The sequence below is a fragment of the Marichromatium sp. AB32 genome, from assembly GCF_003718675.1.
Taxonomy (GTDB): domain Bacteria; phylum Pseudomonadota; class Gammaproteobacteria; order Chromatiales; family Chromatiaceae; genus Marichromatium; species Marichromatium gracile.
On the sequence record NZ_RHFJ01000011.1, the window covers coordinates 1 to 12,358 of the forward strand.

Sequence of the window (12,358 nt, forward strand, 5' to 3'; positions counted from 1 at the left end):
TGGCGACAACGTCAAGATGACCGTCCAGCTGATCGCGCCGATCGCGATGGAAGAGGGCCTGCGCTTCGCTGTTCGCGAGGGTGGTCGTACCGTCGGCGCCGGCGTGGTCTCCAAGATCATCGAGTAAGGATATGAGCAGCCAAAGAATTCGTATTCGACTGAAGGCGTTCGATCATCGTCTGATCGATCAGTCCGCACGCGAGATCGTCGATACCGCCAAGCGTACCGGCGCTCAGGTTCGTGGTCCGGTTCCGCTGCCTTCCAAGAAGGAGCGCTTCACGGTCCTGGTCTCCCCGCACGTCAACAAGGACGCGCGTGACCAGTACGAGCTGCGCACCCACAAGCGCCTGATGGACATCGTCGATCCGACCGACAAGACGGTCGATGCGCTGATGAAATTGGATCTGGCCGCGGGCGTCGACGTCCAGATCAAGCTGAGCTGAGGACGAAACGATGACGATCGGAGTTATCGGGCGTAAGGCTGGCATGACCCGGCTGTTCAACGAGGACGGGGAGAGCATCCCGGTCACCGTGATCGAGGTCCAGCCCAACCGTGTGAGCCAAGTCAAGTCCGCCGAGACCGATGGCTACCGCGCCATCCAGGTTGCCTTCGGATCGCGTCGCGCCTCGCGCGTGACCAAGCCGATGGCTGGGCACTTCGCCAAGGCCGGTATCGAGGCCGGTGAGGTGCTGCGCGAGTTCCGTCTCGAGGGCGAAGAAGGTGCCGACATCGAAGTCGGTCAGGAGATCTCGGTCTCCATGTTCGAGGCCGGCCAGAAGGTCGACGTGCGTGGCGTGACCAAGGGTCGCGGCTTCGCCGGCACCATCCGCCGCCACCACTTCCGTGGTCAGGATGCGACCCACGGCAACTCGCTGTCGCACCGCGCGCCGGGTTCCATCGGTCAGAACCAGACCCCGGGCCGTGTGTTCAAGGGCAAGAAGATGGCCGGTCACCTCGGTGCCGCCAACCGTTGCCAGCAGGGTCTCGAGGTGGTGCGTGTCGATGCCGAGCGCAACCTGCTGTTGGTCCGTGGCGGCGTGCCCGGTCCGGCTGGTGGTCGCGTGGTCGTGCTGCCGTCCGTGAAGCAGAAGAACAAGGGTTAAGTCCATGGAACTCGCCATTCGAAATGACAACGGCGGTGCCAGCGTGCAGGTCTCGGACACCGTTTTCGGGGCCGACTTCAAGCCCGGTCTGATTCACCAGGTGGTCACCGCCTACCTGGCCGGCGCGCGCGCCGGCACCAAGGCCCAGAAGAACCGTTCTGCCGTCTCCGGCGGCGGGGCCAAGCCCTGGCGTCAGAAGGGCACCGGGCGTGCCCGTGCCGGTACCAGCCGCAGCCCGCTGTGGCGCTCCGGTGGCGTGACCTTCGCCGCGCAGCCGCGCGACTACAGCCAGAAGGTCAACCGCAAGATGTATCGCGGTGCCGTGCGCTCGATCCTCTCCGAGCTGGTGCGCACCGAGCGTCTGGTGGTGGTCTCCGAGCTCGCGCTCGAGGCGCCCAAGACCAAGGAGCTGATCGCACTGCTCGAGGGCCAGGGCCTGAAGGACGTGCTGATCCTCACCGACGGTCTCGACCCGAACCTGTTCCTGGCCGCGCGCAACCTCAACGGTGTTGACGTGATGGCGGCTCAGGAGGTCGATCCGGTGAGCATGATCGCCTTCGAGAACGTGCTCGCGACCGAAGCGGCAATCAAGAAACTCGAGGAGCGCCTGGCATGAACAAAGAGCGTCTGATGAAGGTGCTGCTCGCGCCGATCGTCTCCGAGAAGTCGACCCGTGCCGCCGAGTCCGGCCAGGTCGTGTTCCGGGTCGCGACCGACGCGACCAAGCGTGAGGTGAGCCAGGCCGTCGAGCTGCTGTTCGAGGTCAAGGTCGACAGCGTGCAGATCCTCAACGTCAAGGGTAAGACCAAGCGTTTCGGTCAGCGCCTGGGCAAGCGTCAGGACTGGCGCAAGGCCTATGTGCGCCTGGAAGCTGGTCAGGATATCGATTTCGGCGGCGGCGCGTGAGCGCAGCGGCGGACAGCAACGGATAGACCAAGATGGCAATCGTAAAGACCAAACCGACGTCCGCCGGGCGCCGCTTTGTCGTGAAGGTGCAGTCCCCCGAACTGCACAAGGGCGCCCCCTACGCGCCTCTGATCGAGAAAAAGACGAAGAACGGCGGACGCAACAACTTCGGACGCATCACCGTGCGCCACCAGGGTGGTGGTCACAAGCAGCGTTACCGTGTTGTTGATTTCAAGCGTAACAAGGAAGGCGTACCGGCCGTGGTCGAGCGGCTCGAGTACGACCCGAACCGCACGGCTCACCTGGCGCTGCTGAAGTACGCCGATGGTGAGCGTGCCTACATCATCGCCCCGAAGGGGCTGAGCGCAGGCGATCGTGTGCAGGCCGGTGAGGCCGCTCCGATCAGCGTCGGCAACTGCATGCCGCTGCGCAATATCCCGGTCGGTACCTTGGTGCACTGCATCGAGATGCGTCCGGGCAAGGGCGCCCAGATCGCCCGTTCGGCCGGTGCATCGGCCCAACTCGTCGCGCGTGAAGGCGCGATGGCCACCGTGCGTCTGCGCTCCGGTGAGATGCGCAAGGTGCATGCTGATTGCCGCGCGGTGATCGGTGAGGTCGGCAACTCCGAGAACAGCCTGCGGAAGCTCGGCAAGGCCGGCGCGACCCGCTGGCGTGGCGTGCGTCCCACGGTGCGTGGTGTCGTCATGAACCCGGTCGACCACCCGCACGGCGGTGGTGAAGGCCGGACTTCCGGTGGTCGTCACCCGGTCACCCCCTGGGGTGTGCCGACTAAGGGCCATAAAACGCGCAAGAATAAGCGGACCGATGGCATGATTGTGCGTCGTCGCGGCCGCAAGTAAATAAGGCGAGGTTGAGCAAGTGCCACGTTCGATTCGAAAAGGACCCTTTGTGGACCACCACCTGATCAAGAAGGTGGAAGAAGCGGTCGCCCAGAACAGTAAACGGCCTATCAAGACCTGGTCGCGTCGCTCCATGGTGTTGCCGGAAATGGTTGGGCTGACCATCGCAGTCCATAACGGGCGTCAGCACGTGCCGGTGCTCGTCAATGAAAACATGATCGGCCACAAGCTCGGCGAGTTTGCGCTGACGCGCACCTTCCGTGGGCACGCCGCCGATCGCAAGGCGAAGAAGCGCTAGTCGGAGACCCGCAATGCGAGCCGAAGCAACATTGAAATACGCACGGGTCTCTGCCCAGAAGGCCCGGCTGGTCGCCGATCTGATCCGCGGTCAGCGCGTCGAGGAGGCCCTGAACACCCTGGCCTTCAGCAACAAGAAGGGCGCCGAGATCATCAAGAAGGTCCTGGAGTCCGCGATCGCCAACGCCGAACACAATGAAGGCGCTGACATCGACGAGCTGAAGGTCGCTGCGATCCAGGTCAACGAGGGTCCGACCATGAAGCGGATTCGCGCGCGTGCCAAGGGCCGCGCCAACCGCATCATGAAGCGTACCAGCCATATCAGCTTGACGGTGTCGGAAGCGTAAGGAATTTCAGGGGACCAGTATGGGACAGAAAGTTAATCCGAACGGCATCCGACTTGGCATCGTCAAGGACTGGACTTCCAAGTGGTATGCAAGTTCGAAAGACTATGCCGACCTGCTCAACACCGACCTGCAGGTGCGCGATTTCCTGCGCAAGAAGCTTGCAAAGGCATCGGTGAGCCGCATCCAGATCGATCGTCCGGCGAAGAACGCCCACATCACCATCCACACCGCGCGTCCTGGCGTGGTGATCGGTAAGAAGGGTGAGGACATCGACAAGCTGCGCGTGCAGGTCTCGAAGATGATGGGGATCCCGGTGCACATCAGCATCGAGGAGATCCGCAAGCCTGAGCTCGACGCCCAGCTCGTTGCCGAGGGTATTGCCCAGCAGCTCGAGCGTCGCATCATGTTCCGTCGCGCGATGAAGCGTGCGCTGCAGAACACCATGCGTCTGGGTGCCGAGGGCATCAAGGTCAACGTCGCGGGCCGTTTGAACGGCGCCGAGATCGCCCGCAGCGAGTGGGCCCGTGAGGGTCGTGTACCGCTGCACACTCTGCGTGCCGACATCGATTACGGCTTCGCCGAGGCGCGCACCACCTATGGCGTCATCGGCGTCAAGGTGTGGATCTTCAAGGGCGAGGTGTTCGGCGACCAGGTCCCTGAGGAGCCGGCATCCAAGAGCGCCGGAAGAAAGGGTTAAGTCATGCTGCAACCGAAACGCACCAAGTTCCGAAAGCAACACAAGGGCCGCAACCGTGGTCTCGCTCAGAGCGGCAACCAGGTCAGCTTCGGCGAGTTCGGTCTCAAGGCCGTGAGTCGTGGCCGGGTGACCGCGCGTCAGATCGAGGCGGCCCGTCGTACCATCACCCGTCGCGTCAAGCGTGGCGGTAAGCTGTGGATTCGCGTCTTCCCTGACAAGCCGATCTCCAAGAAGCCTCTCGAGGTTCGAATGGGTAAAGGTAAGGGTAACGTCGAGTACTGGGTCGCGCCGATCCAGCCCGGCCGGGTGCTCTACGAAATCGAGGGCGTCAGCGAAGAGCTGGCACGTGAGGCCTTCAAGCTCGCCGCTGCCAAGCTGCCCGTGCAGACCACCTTTGAGAAGCGGACGATCCTGTGATGAAGGCTAACGAACTCCGACAGAGCAGCCTCGACGAGCTGCAGGCGCGGTTGATGGACCTGTTGCGCGAGCAGTTCAACCTGCGCATGCAGCAGGGCACCGGTCAGCTGTCCAAACCCTCGCAGATGAAGGCCGTGCGCCGGGATATCGCCCGGATCAAGACGGTGATGGCGGAAATGGCGGGCAAGCAAGCATGAGCGACGAGAACAACAGCAACCGCATCCAGGAAGGGCGCGTCATCAGCAGCGCGATGGACAAGACCGTGACGGTGCTCATCGAGCGTCGCGTCAAGCATCCGCTCTATGGCAAGTTCATGCGTCGTTCGACCAAGATTCATGCCCACGATGAAGAGAACATCTGTAACCAGGGTGATCTCGTCCGTGTCGAGCAGTGCCGGCCGCTCTCCAAGACCAAGACGTGGCGTCTGCTCGAGGTCATCGAAAAGGCGCGCTGAGGCGACGCGCTTCGACAATGTCCCGGACGTTCGCTCGTTTTGTCGCTCGTCCGTCTCGCGATTCGCTCAGCAGCCGGTTTAGCCCGGAATCAGCAATAGGCGTAGGTAAACAACATGATTCAGATGCAGACCAATCTCAGCGTCGCTGACAACAGCGGCGCCCGGAGCGTGCAATGCATCAAAGTGCTTGGCGGATCGCATCGGCGCTACGCGGGCATCGGCGATGTCATCAAGGTCACGGTCAAGGACGCAATCCCGCGCGGCAAGGTCAAGAAGGGCGACGTGTTCAACGCCGTTGTCGTTCGCACCCGCAAGGGCGTGCGTCGTCCCGACGGCTCCCTGATCCGCTTCGACGGCAATGCCGCCGTGCTACTGAACAACCAGCTCCAGCCCATCGGCACCCGCATCTTCGGCCCTGTCACGCGTGAACTGCGTGGCGAGCGCTTCATGAAGATCATCTCGCTGGCGCCCGAAGTGCTGTAAGGAGACGACGGCATGCAAAAGATCAAGAAGGGTGATGACGTCACCGTCATTACCGGCAAAGACAAGGGTAAACGTGGTACTGTGCTGCGCGTCGTCGACGCTGAGCACGTCATCGTTGAGAACGTGAACATCGCGCGCAAGCACCAGAAGCCGAACCCGCAGGCCGGCGAGCCTGGTGGTATCGTCGACAAGCCGATGCCGATGCACGTCTCGAACGTGGCGCTCTACAACCCGCAGAAGGGCGGGCCGGACCGCGTCGGTTTCAAGATCCTGGAAGACGGTCGCAAGGTTCGCGTGTTCAAGTCGAACGGCGAAGTCGTCGACGTCTGACCGAAGGAAGCGAGATGTCCACCAGACTACAGACAGAATACGAACAGCGCATCGTCGGTCAGCTCAAGGAGCGTTTCGGCTTCAAGAGCGTGATGCAGGTGCCGCGCATCGAAAAGATCACGCTGAACATGGGCGTTGGCGAGGCCGTGGCCGACAAGAAGGTCATGGATAACGCCGTCGCCGACATGCGTGCCATCGCCGGTCAGCAGCCGATCGTCACCTACGCCCGCAAGTCGGTCGCAGGCTTCAAGATCCGCGAAGGCTGGCCGATCGGCTGCAAGGTGACCCTGCGTCGCGAGCGCATGTACGAGTTCCTCGATCGCCTGATCAGCGTCTCCATCCCGCGTATCCGCGACTTCCGTGGGCTCAGCCCGAAGGCGTTCGACGGTCGTGGCAACTACTCGATGGGCGTGCGCGAGCAGATCATGTTCCCCGAGATCGATTACGACAAGATCGATGCACTGCGCGGGCTCGACATCACCATCACCACGTCGGCTCGGACGGACGAAGAAGGACGGGCTCTGCTCGAGGCGTTCAACTTCCCCTTCCGTACCTGAGGTAGAGACCATGGCGAAAAAGAGCATGATCGCGCGTGATCGCAAGCGCGCCCAGGTCGCAGCCCAGTTCAGCGCCAAGCGCGCCGAGCTCAAGGCGGTGATCAACGACCGTAACGCGACTCCCGAGCAGATCGACGAAGCCGTGCTGAAGCTGCAGAAGCTCCCGCGCGACGCCAGCCCCTCGCGTCAGCAGCGTCGCTGCCGCGTCAGTGGCCGTCCGCATGCCGTGTATCGCAAGTTCGGTCTCTCGCGCAACAAGCTGCGCGAGGCGGTGATGCGTGGCGATGTCCCTGGCGTCGTCAAGGCAAGCTGGTAGAATTCCCCCCTCGGGCCTTCCGGCCCGAGCATCCTGAAAACCAAGTCCCCCCAATGGGTATCACATCGGCAACGATGGATTGACCCGAGGAGAAGCCAATGAGTATGTCGGATCCGATTGCGGATATGCTGACGCGTATCCGTAACGGCCAGCAGCGCGGCAAGTTCACCATCATGATGCCGTCCTCCAAGCAGAAGATCGCGATCGCGAACCTGCTGAAGGAAGAGGGCTACATCGCCGACGCGCAGGTCGAAGAGAACGAGGGCAAGCCCCAGCTGGTTCTCAGGCTCAAGTACTATCGCGGCAAGCCCGTGATCGAGTACCTCAAGCGCGTTTCGCGCCCCGGTCTGCGCATCTATCGCAGCAAGGACGAGCTGCCCCAGGTCTGGGCCGGTCTCGGTGTTGCGATCGTCTCCACCTCCAAGGGTCTGATGACCGACCGCGAGGCCCGCAAGTCGGGTCACGGCGGCGAGATCATCGCCTACGTCGCCTAAGGGAGGTCGGAACTATGTCTCGCGTTGCAAAAGCGCCGGTCGCTATCCCCAATGGGGTTAAAGTCGAGCTCCAGGGCCAGGACGTCAAGGTCTCCGGTCCCAAGGGTTCGATGGAGTGGACCGTGCATCCGGCGGTCCGCGTCTGTGAGGAAAACGGTCAGCTGCTGGTCGCTCGTGCCGAAGGGCATGAGAAGGACTGGGCGATGGCCGGCACCACCCGGGCGCTGATCAACAACATGGTTGTGGGTTGTGGCACCGGCTTCAGCCGCAAGCTGACCCTGGTCGGCGTGGGTTATCGCGCCCAGGCCAAGGGCAGTGTGCTCAACCTCAATCTCGGCTTCTCGCACCCGATCGATTTTCCGGTGCCTGAGGGCATCACCATCGAGACCCCGAGTCAGACCGAGATCGTCGTCAGCGGTGCCGACAAGCAGCAGGTCGGCCAGGTCGCGGCGAAGATCCGTGGGTTCCGTCCGCCGGAACCCTACAAGGGCAAGGGCGTGCGTTACGCGGACGAGAACGTCCTGCGTAAGGAAGCCAAGAAGAAATAAGGGGTCTAGGCAATGGATAAGAAACAAGCTCGTCTGCGCCGCGCGGCGCGGGCTCGTGCCAAGATCCGGGAGCTCAGTGTCTTCCGTCTGTGCGTGCACCGTACGCCCCGGCACATCTACGCCCAGGTCATCGCCCCCGAGGGCGACAAGGTCGTGGCCAGCGCCTCGACCCTCGACAAGGACCTGCGTCAGGCGCTCGAGGGCCACAAGGGCAACGTCGCAGCCGCGGCCGTCATCGGCCAGGCGATCGCCGAGCGCGCGCGCTCCGCTGGTGTGGAATCGGTCGCCTTCGATCGTTCCGGCTTCCGCTATCACGGCCGTGTCAAGGCGCTCGCCGATGCCGCCCGTGAACACGGACTGAAATTCTAAGGACTCGACCATGGCGAACTTCAATCCAAAGACAGAAGGCGACGAGCTTCTGGAAAAGCTGGTGACCGTCAATCGGGTCGCCAAGGTGGTCAAGGGCGGACGTCAGTTCGGCTTTGCGGCGCTGACCGTGGTCGGCGACGGCAAGGGTCGGGTCGGCTTCGGTCGCGGCAAGGCACGTGAGGTGCCGGTGGCGATCCAGAAGGCGATGGAGAATGCCCGCAAGAACATGATCGACGTCAAGCTCAATGGCACCACGCTGCAGTACCCGCTGCAGGGGCGTCACGGCGCGGCCCGCGTGTTCATGCAGCCGGCCTCCGAGGGTACCGGTATCATCGCCGGCGGCGCGATGCGTGCCGTCTTCGAGGTGCTCGGGGTGCAGAACGTGCTGGCCAAGTGCATCGGCACCAACAACCCGATCAACGTCGTCCAGGCGACCATCGAAGGCCTGCGCAAGATGAACGACGCCGAGCTCGTCGCTGCCAAGCGCGGCAAGACCGTCGAAGAGATTCTGGGGTAAGCGATGGCTGACAAGAAGATGATGAAGGTCAAGCTGGTGCGCAGCGTCCACGGACGCCTCGAGCGTCACCAGGCCTGCGTCCGCGGCCTCGGCCTGCGGCGCATGCACCAGGTCGTCGAGGTCGAGGACACCCCTTGCACCCGCGGCATGGTCAACACCGTGTCCTACATGGTTAAGGTCGTGGAGGAGTCTTGAGATGCGACTCAATGAGCTGAAGCCCGATGAGGGCAGCCGCAAGGCCGCCAAGCGCGTCGGTCGCGGGATCGGCAGCGGACTCGGCAAGACCTGTGGCCGCGGCCACAAGGGTCAGAAGTCGCGTTCCGGCGGTTTCCACAAGGTCGGTTTCGAAGGCGGTCAGATGCCGCTGCAGCGTCGTCTGCCGAAGGTCGGTTTCCGGTCGCGCAAGGCACTGGTCCAGGCCGAGGTGCGCTTGAACGAGCTGGCCCTGATCGAGGGCGACACCGTCGACCTCGCCGCGCTGGTCGCGGCCGGGGTACTGAACAACCGCATCAAGTCGGTCAAGGTCATCGCCTCGGGCGAGATCTCGCGGGCTGTCACCGTACGTGGCCTGGGCGTGACCAAGGGCGCACGCGCGGCGATCGAAGCGGCGGGCGGCAAGGTCGAGGACTAATCGGGAAGGCGCGTAGCAGATGGCCAAGAACGTCGGATCCATGGGAAGTGCGCTCGGCGGCATGGGGCGGTTGACGGAATTGCGTCAGCGCCTGTTGTTCGTGCTCGGCGCGCTGCTCGTCTATCGTATCGGTACCTTCATCCCGGTCCCGGGCGTCAACCCCGAGGCCTTGGCCATCCTGTTCGACCAGAACCAGGGGTCGATCCTGGACATGTTCAACATGTTCTCGGGAGGCGCCCTGGAGCGCGCCAGTCTGTTCGCGCTGGGCATCATGCCTTACATCTCCGCCTCCATCATCATGCAGCTGATGACGGCGGTACTGCCGAAGCTCGAGCAGCTGAAGAAGGAAGGGGAGTCGGGGCGGCGCAAGATCACCCAGTACACCCGCTACGGCACCGTGGTGCTCGCGACCTTCCAGGCCGTCGGTATCTCGATGGCGCTGCAGGGGCAGACTGCCGGCGGCTCGGCGCTGGTCTCTCACGCCGGTGCCGGGTTCGTGTTCACCGCGACCGTGTCGCTGGTGACCGGAACCATGTTCCTGATGTGGCTGGGTGAGCAGATCACCGAGCGCGGCATCGGCAACGGGATCTCGCTGATCATCTTCGCGGGTATCGTCGCCGGTCTGCCCTCGGCGCTCGGCGGCACCCTGGAGCTGGCGCGCACCGGCGAAATGAACTCGCTGGCGGTCCTTGCGCTGTTTGCCCTGGCGCTGGCGGTCACCGCCTTCGTGGTGTTCGTCGAGCGCGGGCAGCGACGGATCACCGTCAACTATGCGCGTCGCCAGCAGGGGCGGCGAATGATGCAGGCGCAGAGCACGCACCTGCCGCTCAAGCTCAACATGGCCGGCGTCATCCCGCCGATCTTCGCCTCCAGCATCATCCTCTTCCCGGGGACGCTGGGACAGTGGTTCGGCAGCAACGAGGATTTGCGTTGGCTGGCCGATATCACCGCGAAGCTCTCGCCCGGTGAGCCGGTCTACGTGCTCTTTTACGCGACGGCGATCATCTTCTTCTGCTTCTTCTACACCGCGCTGGTGTTCAATGCGAAGGAGACGGCCGACAACCTCAAGCGCTCTGGGGCTTTCATTCCGGGGATCCGTCCGGGGGAGCAGACGGCGCGCTATATCGATACCGTCATGACCCGGTTGACGGCAGCAGGCGCGATCTACATCACCGCTGTCTGCTTGCTGCCTGAGTTCCTGATCGTGGGTTACAACGTGCCGTTCTATTTTGGCGGCACCTCACTGTTAATCGTAGTGGTCGTGGTCATGGACTTCATGGCGCAGATTCAGGCTCACCTGATGTCGCATCAGTATGAGGGCCTGATGAAGAAGGCCAACCTGAAGTCACCCGGCGCCGGCATGTTGCGCTGAAGAAGGCCCCGACTCTTAGGAGACAAGAATGAAAGTGCGTGCATCGGTCAAGAAGTTGTGCAGAAACTGCAAGGTGATCAAGCGGAATGGAACGGTGCGGGTCATCTGTTCCGACCCCCGTCACAAGCAGCGCCAGGGTTGACGGGATCCCGTTGACTACAGTAAGCAATTTGTTATACTGCGCGGTTTACCCGCTGAGCATTTAGGACTGAGGGGTTCGTAGCTATGGCCCGTATCGCCGGCGTCAACATTCCCGACAAAAAGCACGCCGTGATCGCGTTGACCGCGATCTACGGCATCGGCCGCACCCGCGCGGGCGAGATCTGCGACGCGGCAGGCATTCCGCGTGACACCAAGATCCAGAGCCTCACCGAGGAAGAGGTCGAGAAGCTGCGTGGCGAGGTCGCCAAGTTCTCCGTCGAGGGCGATCTGCGTCGTGAAGTGTCGATGAACATCAAGCGCCTGATGGACCTCGGCTGCAACCGCGGCATCCGTCACCGTCGCGGCCTGCCCCTGCGTGGTCAGCGCACGCGCACCAACGCACGGACCCGCAAGGGGCCGCGTCGTCCGATCAAACGCTAAGCGCTCAGGCGCAGCAGATTAGCTGGATTACGTCGAATGGCTAAACCGATTCGCAGCACCAAGAAAAAGGTCAAGAAGCAGGTTGCAGACGGCATTGCGCACGTCCACGCCTCCTTCAACAACACCATCATCACGATCACCGATCGTCAGGGCAACGCCTTGGCCTGGGCCACCGCCGGTGGTTCGGGCTTCCGCGGTTCGCGCAAGAGCACGCCCTTCGCGGCTCAGGTTGCCGCCGATCGTGCCGGTCAGGCCGCCAAGGAATATGGCCTGCGCAACCTGGACGTGAACGTCAAGGGGCCGGGGCCGGGTCGTGAGTCCGCCGTGCGCGCACTCAACAACGCGGGTTTCAAGATCACCAGCATCACCGATGTGACCCCGATCCCGCACAACGGCTGCCGTCCGCCCAAGAAGCGGCGCGTCTGACAGATCAACAGGAAGAGACATGGCACGTTACACAGGCCCAACCTGCAAGCTGGCGCGTCGCGAGGGGACCGATCTCTCCTTGAAGAGCCGCGCGCGCGCTCTGGACACCAAGTGCAACCTCGAGAAGCAGCCCGGACAGACCACCGACCGTCGTCGGCGCCTCTCCGACTATGGTCTGCAGCTGCGTGAGAAGCAGAAGGTGCGTCGTATCTACGGCGTGCTCGAGAAGCAGTTCCGTAACTACTACAAGAAGGCCGCCGGCACCAAGGGTGCAACCGGTGAGAACCTGCTCCAGCTGCTCGAGCGTCGTCTCGACAACGTCGTCTATCGCATGGGCTTTGGTGCCACCCGCGCCGAGGCACGTCAGCTGGTCAGCCACAAGGCCATCCTGGTCAACGGCCGTATCGTCAACATCGCCTCCTTCCAGGTCGGCGTCGATGACGAGATCGAGGTCCGTGAAGCCGCTCGCAAGCAGGTGCGCGTGCAGAACGCGCTGTCGCTGGCCGAGCAGTACGGCTTCTCCGACTGGGTCGAAGTCGACACCAAGGCCATGAAAGGCGTCTTCAAGCGTGTTCCCGATCGTTCCGATCTGCCGGCGGACATCAATGAATCGCTGATCGTCGAGCTGTACTCCAAGTAAGGCGCTTCCAG

General features: G+C 63.0%; 26 protein-coding genes and 1 pseudogene. All 27 read left to right on the top strand.

Annotation, left to right across the window (positions count from 1 at the left end):
- Positions 1-127: pseudogene (gene tuf / locus EBL85_RS05355) on the top strand (elongation factor Tu); the annotation flags it as partial.
- A gap of 4 nt (positions 128-131) precedes the next feature.
- Positions 132-443 (top strand): 30S ribosomal protein S10, encoded by a 312-nt coding sequence (rpsJ, locus tag EBL85_RS05360; RefSeq protein WP_005224322.1) that lies wholly within the window; start codon positions 132-134, stop codon positions 441-443.
- 10 nt (positions 444-453) lie between these two features.
- Positions 454-1,104: a 50S ribosomal protein L3 gene (gene rplC, locus EBL85_RS05365; protein ID WP_005224323.1), complete on the top strand. Its 651-nt coding sequence runs from the start codon at positions 454-456 to the stop codon at positions 1,102-1,104.
- Between the two features lie 4 nt (positions 1,105-1,108).
- Positions 1,109-1,720 carry a 50S ribosomal protein L4 gene (gene rplD / locus EBL85_RS05370; protein WP_062274088.1) on the top strand — a complete coding sequence of 204 codons (612 nt, stop codon included), beginning with the start codon at positions 1,109-1,111 and terminating at the stop codon, positions 1,718-1,720.
- Positions 1,717-2,010: a 50S ribosomal protein L23 gene (gene rplW / locus EBL85_RS05375; protein ID WP_062274090.1), complete on the top strand. Its 294-nt coding sequence runs from the start codon at positions 1,717-1,719 to the stop codon at positions 2,008-2,010. Before rplD ends, rplW begins: the two co-directional genes overlap by 4 nt.
- A gap of 32 nt (positions 2,011-2,042) precedes the next feature.
- Positions 2,043-2,870, top strand: a complete 828-nt coding sequence (gene rplB / locus EBL85_RS05380; protein ID WP_062274092.1) for a 50S ribosomal protein L2 — start codon at positions 2,043-2,045, stop codon at positions 2,868-2,870.
- Between the two features lie 19 nt (positions 2,871-2,889).
- Positions 2,890-3,168, top strand: a complete 279-nt coding sequence (gene rpsS / locus EBL85_RS05385; RefSeq protein WP_025275092.1) for a 30S ribosomal protein S19 — start codon at positions 2,890-2,892, stop codon at positions 3,166-3,168.
- Between the two features lie 13 nt (positions 3,169-3,181).
- On the top strand, positions 3,182-3,514 hold the full coding sequence (gene rplV, locus EBL85_RS05390; RefSeq protein ID WP_005224328.1) for a 50S ribosomal protein L22: 333 nt from the start codon (positions 3,182-3,184) through the stop codon (positions 3,512-3,514).
- Positions 3,515-3,533: 19 nt separating this feature from the next.
- Positions 3,534-4,211, top strand: a complete 678-nt coding sequence (gene rpsC, locus EBL85_RS05395) for a 30S ribosomal protein S3 (RefSeq protein WP_005224329.1) — start codon at positions 3,534-3,536, stop codon at positions 4,209-4,211.
- A 3-nt stretch (positions 4,212-4,214) separates the two neighbouring features.
- Complete coding sequence (rplP, locus tag EBL85_RS05400) at positions 4,215-4,628, top strand: 50S ribosomal protein L16 (protein ID WP_123141660.1); 414 nt, start codon at positions 4,215-4,217, stop codon at positions 4,626-4,628.
- Complete coding sequence (gene rpmC, locus EBL85_RS05405; RefSeq protein ID WP_005224331.1) at positions 4,628-4,825, top strand: 50S ribosomal protein L29; 198 nt, start codon at positions 4,628-4,630, stop codon at positions 4,823-4,825. Before rplP ends, rpmC begins: the two co-directional genes overlap by 1 nt.
- Positions 4,822-5,082 carry a 30S ribosomal protein S17 gene (rpsQ, locus tag EBL85_RS05410; RefSeq protein WP_062274094.1) on the top strand — a complete coding sequence of 87 codons (261 nt, stop codon included), beginning with the start codon at positions 4,822-4,824 and terminating at the stop codon, positions 5,080-5,082. Before rpmC ends, rpsQ begins: the two co-directional genes overlap by 4 nt.
- 114 nt (positions 5,083-5,196) lie before the next feature.
- A complete protein-coding gene (rplN, locus tag EBL85_RS05415) occupies positions 5,197-5,565 on the top strand; it encodes a 50S ribosomal protein L14 (protein WP_005224333.1) in 369 nt (122 codons plus the stop codon).
- A 12-nt stretch (positions 5,566-5,577) separates the two neighbouring features.
- Complete coding sequence (gene rplX, locus EBL85_RS05420) at positions 5,578-5,895, top strand: 50S ribosomal protein L24 (protein ID WP_062274096.1); 318 nt, start codon at positions 5,578-5,580, stop codon at positions 5,893-5,895.
- Positions 5,896-5,909: 14 nt separating this feature from the next.
- Complete coding sequence (gene rplE, locus EBL85_RS05425; protein ID WP_062274099.1) at positions 5,910-6,452, top strand: 50S ribosomal protein L5; 543 nt, start codon at positions 5,910-5,912, stop codon at positions 6,450-6,452.
- A 10-nt stretch (positions 6,453-6,462) separates the two neighbouring features.
- The gene (rpsN, locus tag EBL85_RS05430) at positions 6,463-6,768 is read left to right on the top strand and encodes a 30S ribosomal protein S14 (protein WP_005224336.1); all 306 of its coding nucleotides are present in this window, start codon (positions 6,463-6,465) and stop codon (positions 6,766-6,768) included.
- Positions 6,769-6,866: 98 nt separating this feature from the next.
- Positions 6,867-7,262, top strand: a complete 396-nt coding sequence (rpsH, locus tag EBL85_RS05435) for a 30S ribosomal protein S8 (protein WP_062274101.1) — start codon at positions 6,867-6,869, stop codon at positions 7,260-7,262.
- A gap of 14 nt (positions 7,263-7,276) precedes the next feature.
- On the top strand, positions 7,277-7,810 hold the full coding sequence (rplF, locus tag EBL85_RS05440) for a 50S ribosomal protein L6 (protein ID WP_123141659.1): 534 nt from the start codon (positions 7,277-7,279) through the stop codon (positions 7,808-7,810).
- 12 nt (positions 7,811-7,822) lie between these two features.
- Positions 7,823-8,179, top strand: coding sequence for a 50S ribosomal protein L18 (gene rplR / locus EBL85_RS05445; protein ID WP_123141658.1), 357 nt, complete (start codon positions 7,823-7,825; stop codon positions 8,177-8,179).
- 10 nt (positions 8,180-8,189) lie between these two features.
- Positions 8,190-8,696, top strand: a complete 507-nt coding sequence (gene rpsE / locus EBL85_RS05450) for a 30S ribosomal protein S5 (RefSeq protein WP_005224340.1) — start codon at positions 8,190-8,192, stop codon at positions 8,694-8,696.
- 3 nt (positions 8,697-8,699) lie between these two features.
- Positions 8,700-8,891: a 50S ribosomal protein L30 gene (gene rpmD, locus EBL85_RS05455; RefSeq protein WP_005224341.1), complete on the top strand. Its 192-nt coding sequence runs from the start codon at positions 8,700-8,702 to the stop codon at positions 8,889-8,891.
- Between the two features lies 1 nt (position 8,892).
- On the top strand, positions 8,893-9,327 hold the full coding sequence (gene rplO, locus EBL85_RS05460; RefSeq protein ID WP_123141657.1) for a 50S ribosomal protein L15: 435 nt from the start codon (positions 8,893-8,895) through the stop codon (positions 9,325-9,327).
- A 19-nt stretch (positions 9,328-9,346) separates the two neighbouring features.
- Complete coding sequence (gene secY / locus EBL85_RS05465) at positions 9,347-10,699, top strand: preprotein translocase subunit SecY (protein ID WP_123141656.1); 1,353 nt, start codon at positions 9,347-9,349, stop codon at positions 10,697-10,699.
- Between the two features lie 28 nt (positions 10,700-10,727).
- The gene (gene rpmJ, locus EBL85_RS05470) at positions 10,728-10,841 is read left to right on the top strand and encodes a 50S ribosomal protein L36 (RefSeq protein WP_005224344.1); all 114 of its coding nucleotides are present in this window, start codon (positions 10,728-10,730) and stop codon (positions 10,839-10,841) included.
- Between the two features lie 83 nt (positions 10,842-10,924).
- Positions 10,925-11,281, top strand: a complete 357-nt coding sequence (gene rpsM, locus EBL85_RS05475) for a 30S ribosomal protein S13 (protein WP_062274107.1) — start codon at positions 10,925-10,927, stop codon at positions 11,279-11,281.
- 36 nt (positions 11,282-11,317) lie between these two features.
- On the top strand, positions 11,318-11,707 hold the full coding sequence (gene rpsK / locus EBL85_RS05480; protein ID WP_005224346.1) for a 30S ribosomal protein S11: 390 nt from the start codon (positions 11,318-11,320) through the stop codon (positions 11,705-11,707).
- A gap of 19 nt (positions 11,708-11,726) precedes the next feature.
- The gene (gene rpsD, locus EBL85_RS05485; protein WP_005224347.1) at positions 11,727-12,347 is read left to right on the top strand and encodes a 30S ribosomal protein S4; all 621 of its coding nucleotides are present in this window, start codon (positions 11,727-11,729) and stop codon (positions 12,345-12,347) included.
- Positions 12,348-12,358: the final 11 nt, after the last annotated feature.

Excerpts from the sequence above, each read along its gene's own strand:
- rpsQ (WP_062274094.1), top strand. The coding sequence starts at position 4,822 with ATGAGCGACGAGAACAACAGCAACCGCATCCAGGAAGGGCGCGTCATC.
- rplW (WP_062274090.1), top strand. The coding sequence starts at position 1,717 with ATGAACAAAGAGCGTCTGATGAAGGTGCTGCTCGCGCCGATCGTCTCC.
- rplD (WP_062274088.1), top strand. The coding sequence starts at position 1,109 with ATGGAACTCGCCATTCGAAATGACAACGGCGGTGCCAGCGTGCAGGTC.
- rplN (WP_005224333.1), top strand. The coding sequence starts at position 5,197 with ATGATTCAGATGCAGACCAATCTCAGCGTCGCTGACAACAGCGGCGCC.
- rplR (WP_123141658.1), top strand. The coding sequence starts at position 7,823 with ATGGATAAGAAACAAGCTCGTCTGCGCCGCGCGGCGCGGGCTCGTGCC.
- secY (WP_123141656.1), top strand. The coding sequence starts at position 9,347 with ATGGCCAAGAACGTCGGATCCATGGGAAGTGCGCTCGGCGGCATGGGG.
- rplF (WP_123141659.1), top strand. The coding sequence starts at position 7,277 with ATGTCTCGCGTTGCAAAAGCGCCGGTCGCTATCCCCAATGGGGTTAAA.
- rpsH (WP_062274101.1), top strand. The coding sequence starts at position 6,867 with ATGAGTATGTCGGATCCGATTGCGGATATGCTGACGCGTATCCGTAAC.
- rpsN (WP_005224336.1), top strand. The coding sequence starts at position 6,463 with ATGGCGAAAAAGAGCATGATCGCGCGTGATCGCAAGCGCGCCCAGGTC.
- rplP (WP_123141660.1), top strand. The coding sequence starts at position 4,215 with ATGCTGCAACCGAAACGCACCAAGTTCCGAAAGCAACACAAGGGCCGC.
- rplX (WP_062274096.1), top strand. The coding sequence starts at position 5,578 with ATGCAAAAGATCAAGAAGGGTGATGACGTCACCGTCATTACCGGCAAA.
- rplC (WP_005224323.1), top strand. The coding sequence starts at position 454 with ATGACGATCGGAGTTATCGGGCGTAAGGCTGGCATGACCCGGCTGTTC.
- rplO (WP_123141657.1), top strand. The coding sequence starts at position 8,893 with ATGCGACTCAATGAGCTGAAGCCCGATGAGGGCAGCCGCAAGGCCGCC.
- rpsC (WP_005224329.1), top strand. The coding sequence starts at position 3,534 with ATGGGACAGAAAGTTAATCCGAACGGCATCCGACTTGGCATCGTCAAG.
- rpmJ (WP_005224344.1), top strand. The coding sequence starts at position 10,728 with ATGAAAGTGCGTGCATCGGTCAAGAAGTTGTGCAGAAACTGCAAGGTG.
- rpmC (WP_005224331.1), top strand. The coding sequence starts at position 4,628 with ATGAAGGCTAACGAACTCCGACAGAGCAGCCTCGACGAGCTGCAGGCG.
- rpsE (WP_005224340.1), top strand. The coding sequence starts at position 8,190 with ATGGCGAACTTCAATCCAAAGACAGAAGGCGACGAGCTTCTGGAAAAG.
- rpsJ (WP_005224322.1), top strand. The coding sequence starts at position 132 with ATGAGCAGCCAAAGAATTCGTATTCGACTGAAGGCGTTCGATCATCGT.
- rpmD (WP_005224341.1), top strand. The coding sequence starts at position 8,700 with ATGGCTGACAAGAAGATGATGAAGGTCAAGCTGGTGCGCAGCGTCCAC.
- rpsK (WP_005224346.1), top strand. The coding sequence starts at position 11,318 with ATGGCTAAACCGATTCGCAGCACCAAGAAAAAGGTCAAGAAGCAGGTT.
- rplE (WP_062274099.1), top strand. The coding sequence starts at position 5,910 with ATGTCCACCAGACTACAGACAGAATACGAACAGCGCATCGTCGGTCAG.
- rplB (WP_062274092.1), top strand. The coding sequence starts at position 2,043 with ATGGCAATCGTAAAGACCAAACCGACGTCCGCCGGGCGCCGCTTTGTC.
- rpsD (WP_005224347.1), top strand. The coding sequence starts at position 11,727 with ATGGCACGTTACACAGGCCCAACCTGCAAGCTGGCGCGTCGCGAGGGG.
- rpsM (WP_062274107.1), top strand. The coding sequence starts at position 10,925 with ATGGCCCGTATCGCCGGCGTCAACATTCCCGACAAAAAGCACGCCGTG.
- rplV (WP_005224328.1), top strand. The coding sequence starts at position 3,182 with ATGCGAGCCGAAGCAACATTGAAATACGCACGGGTCTCTGCCCAGAAG.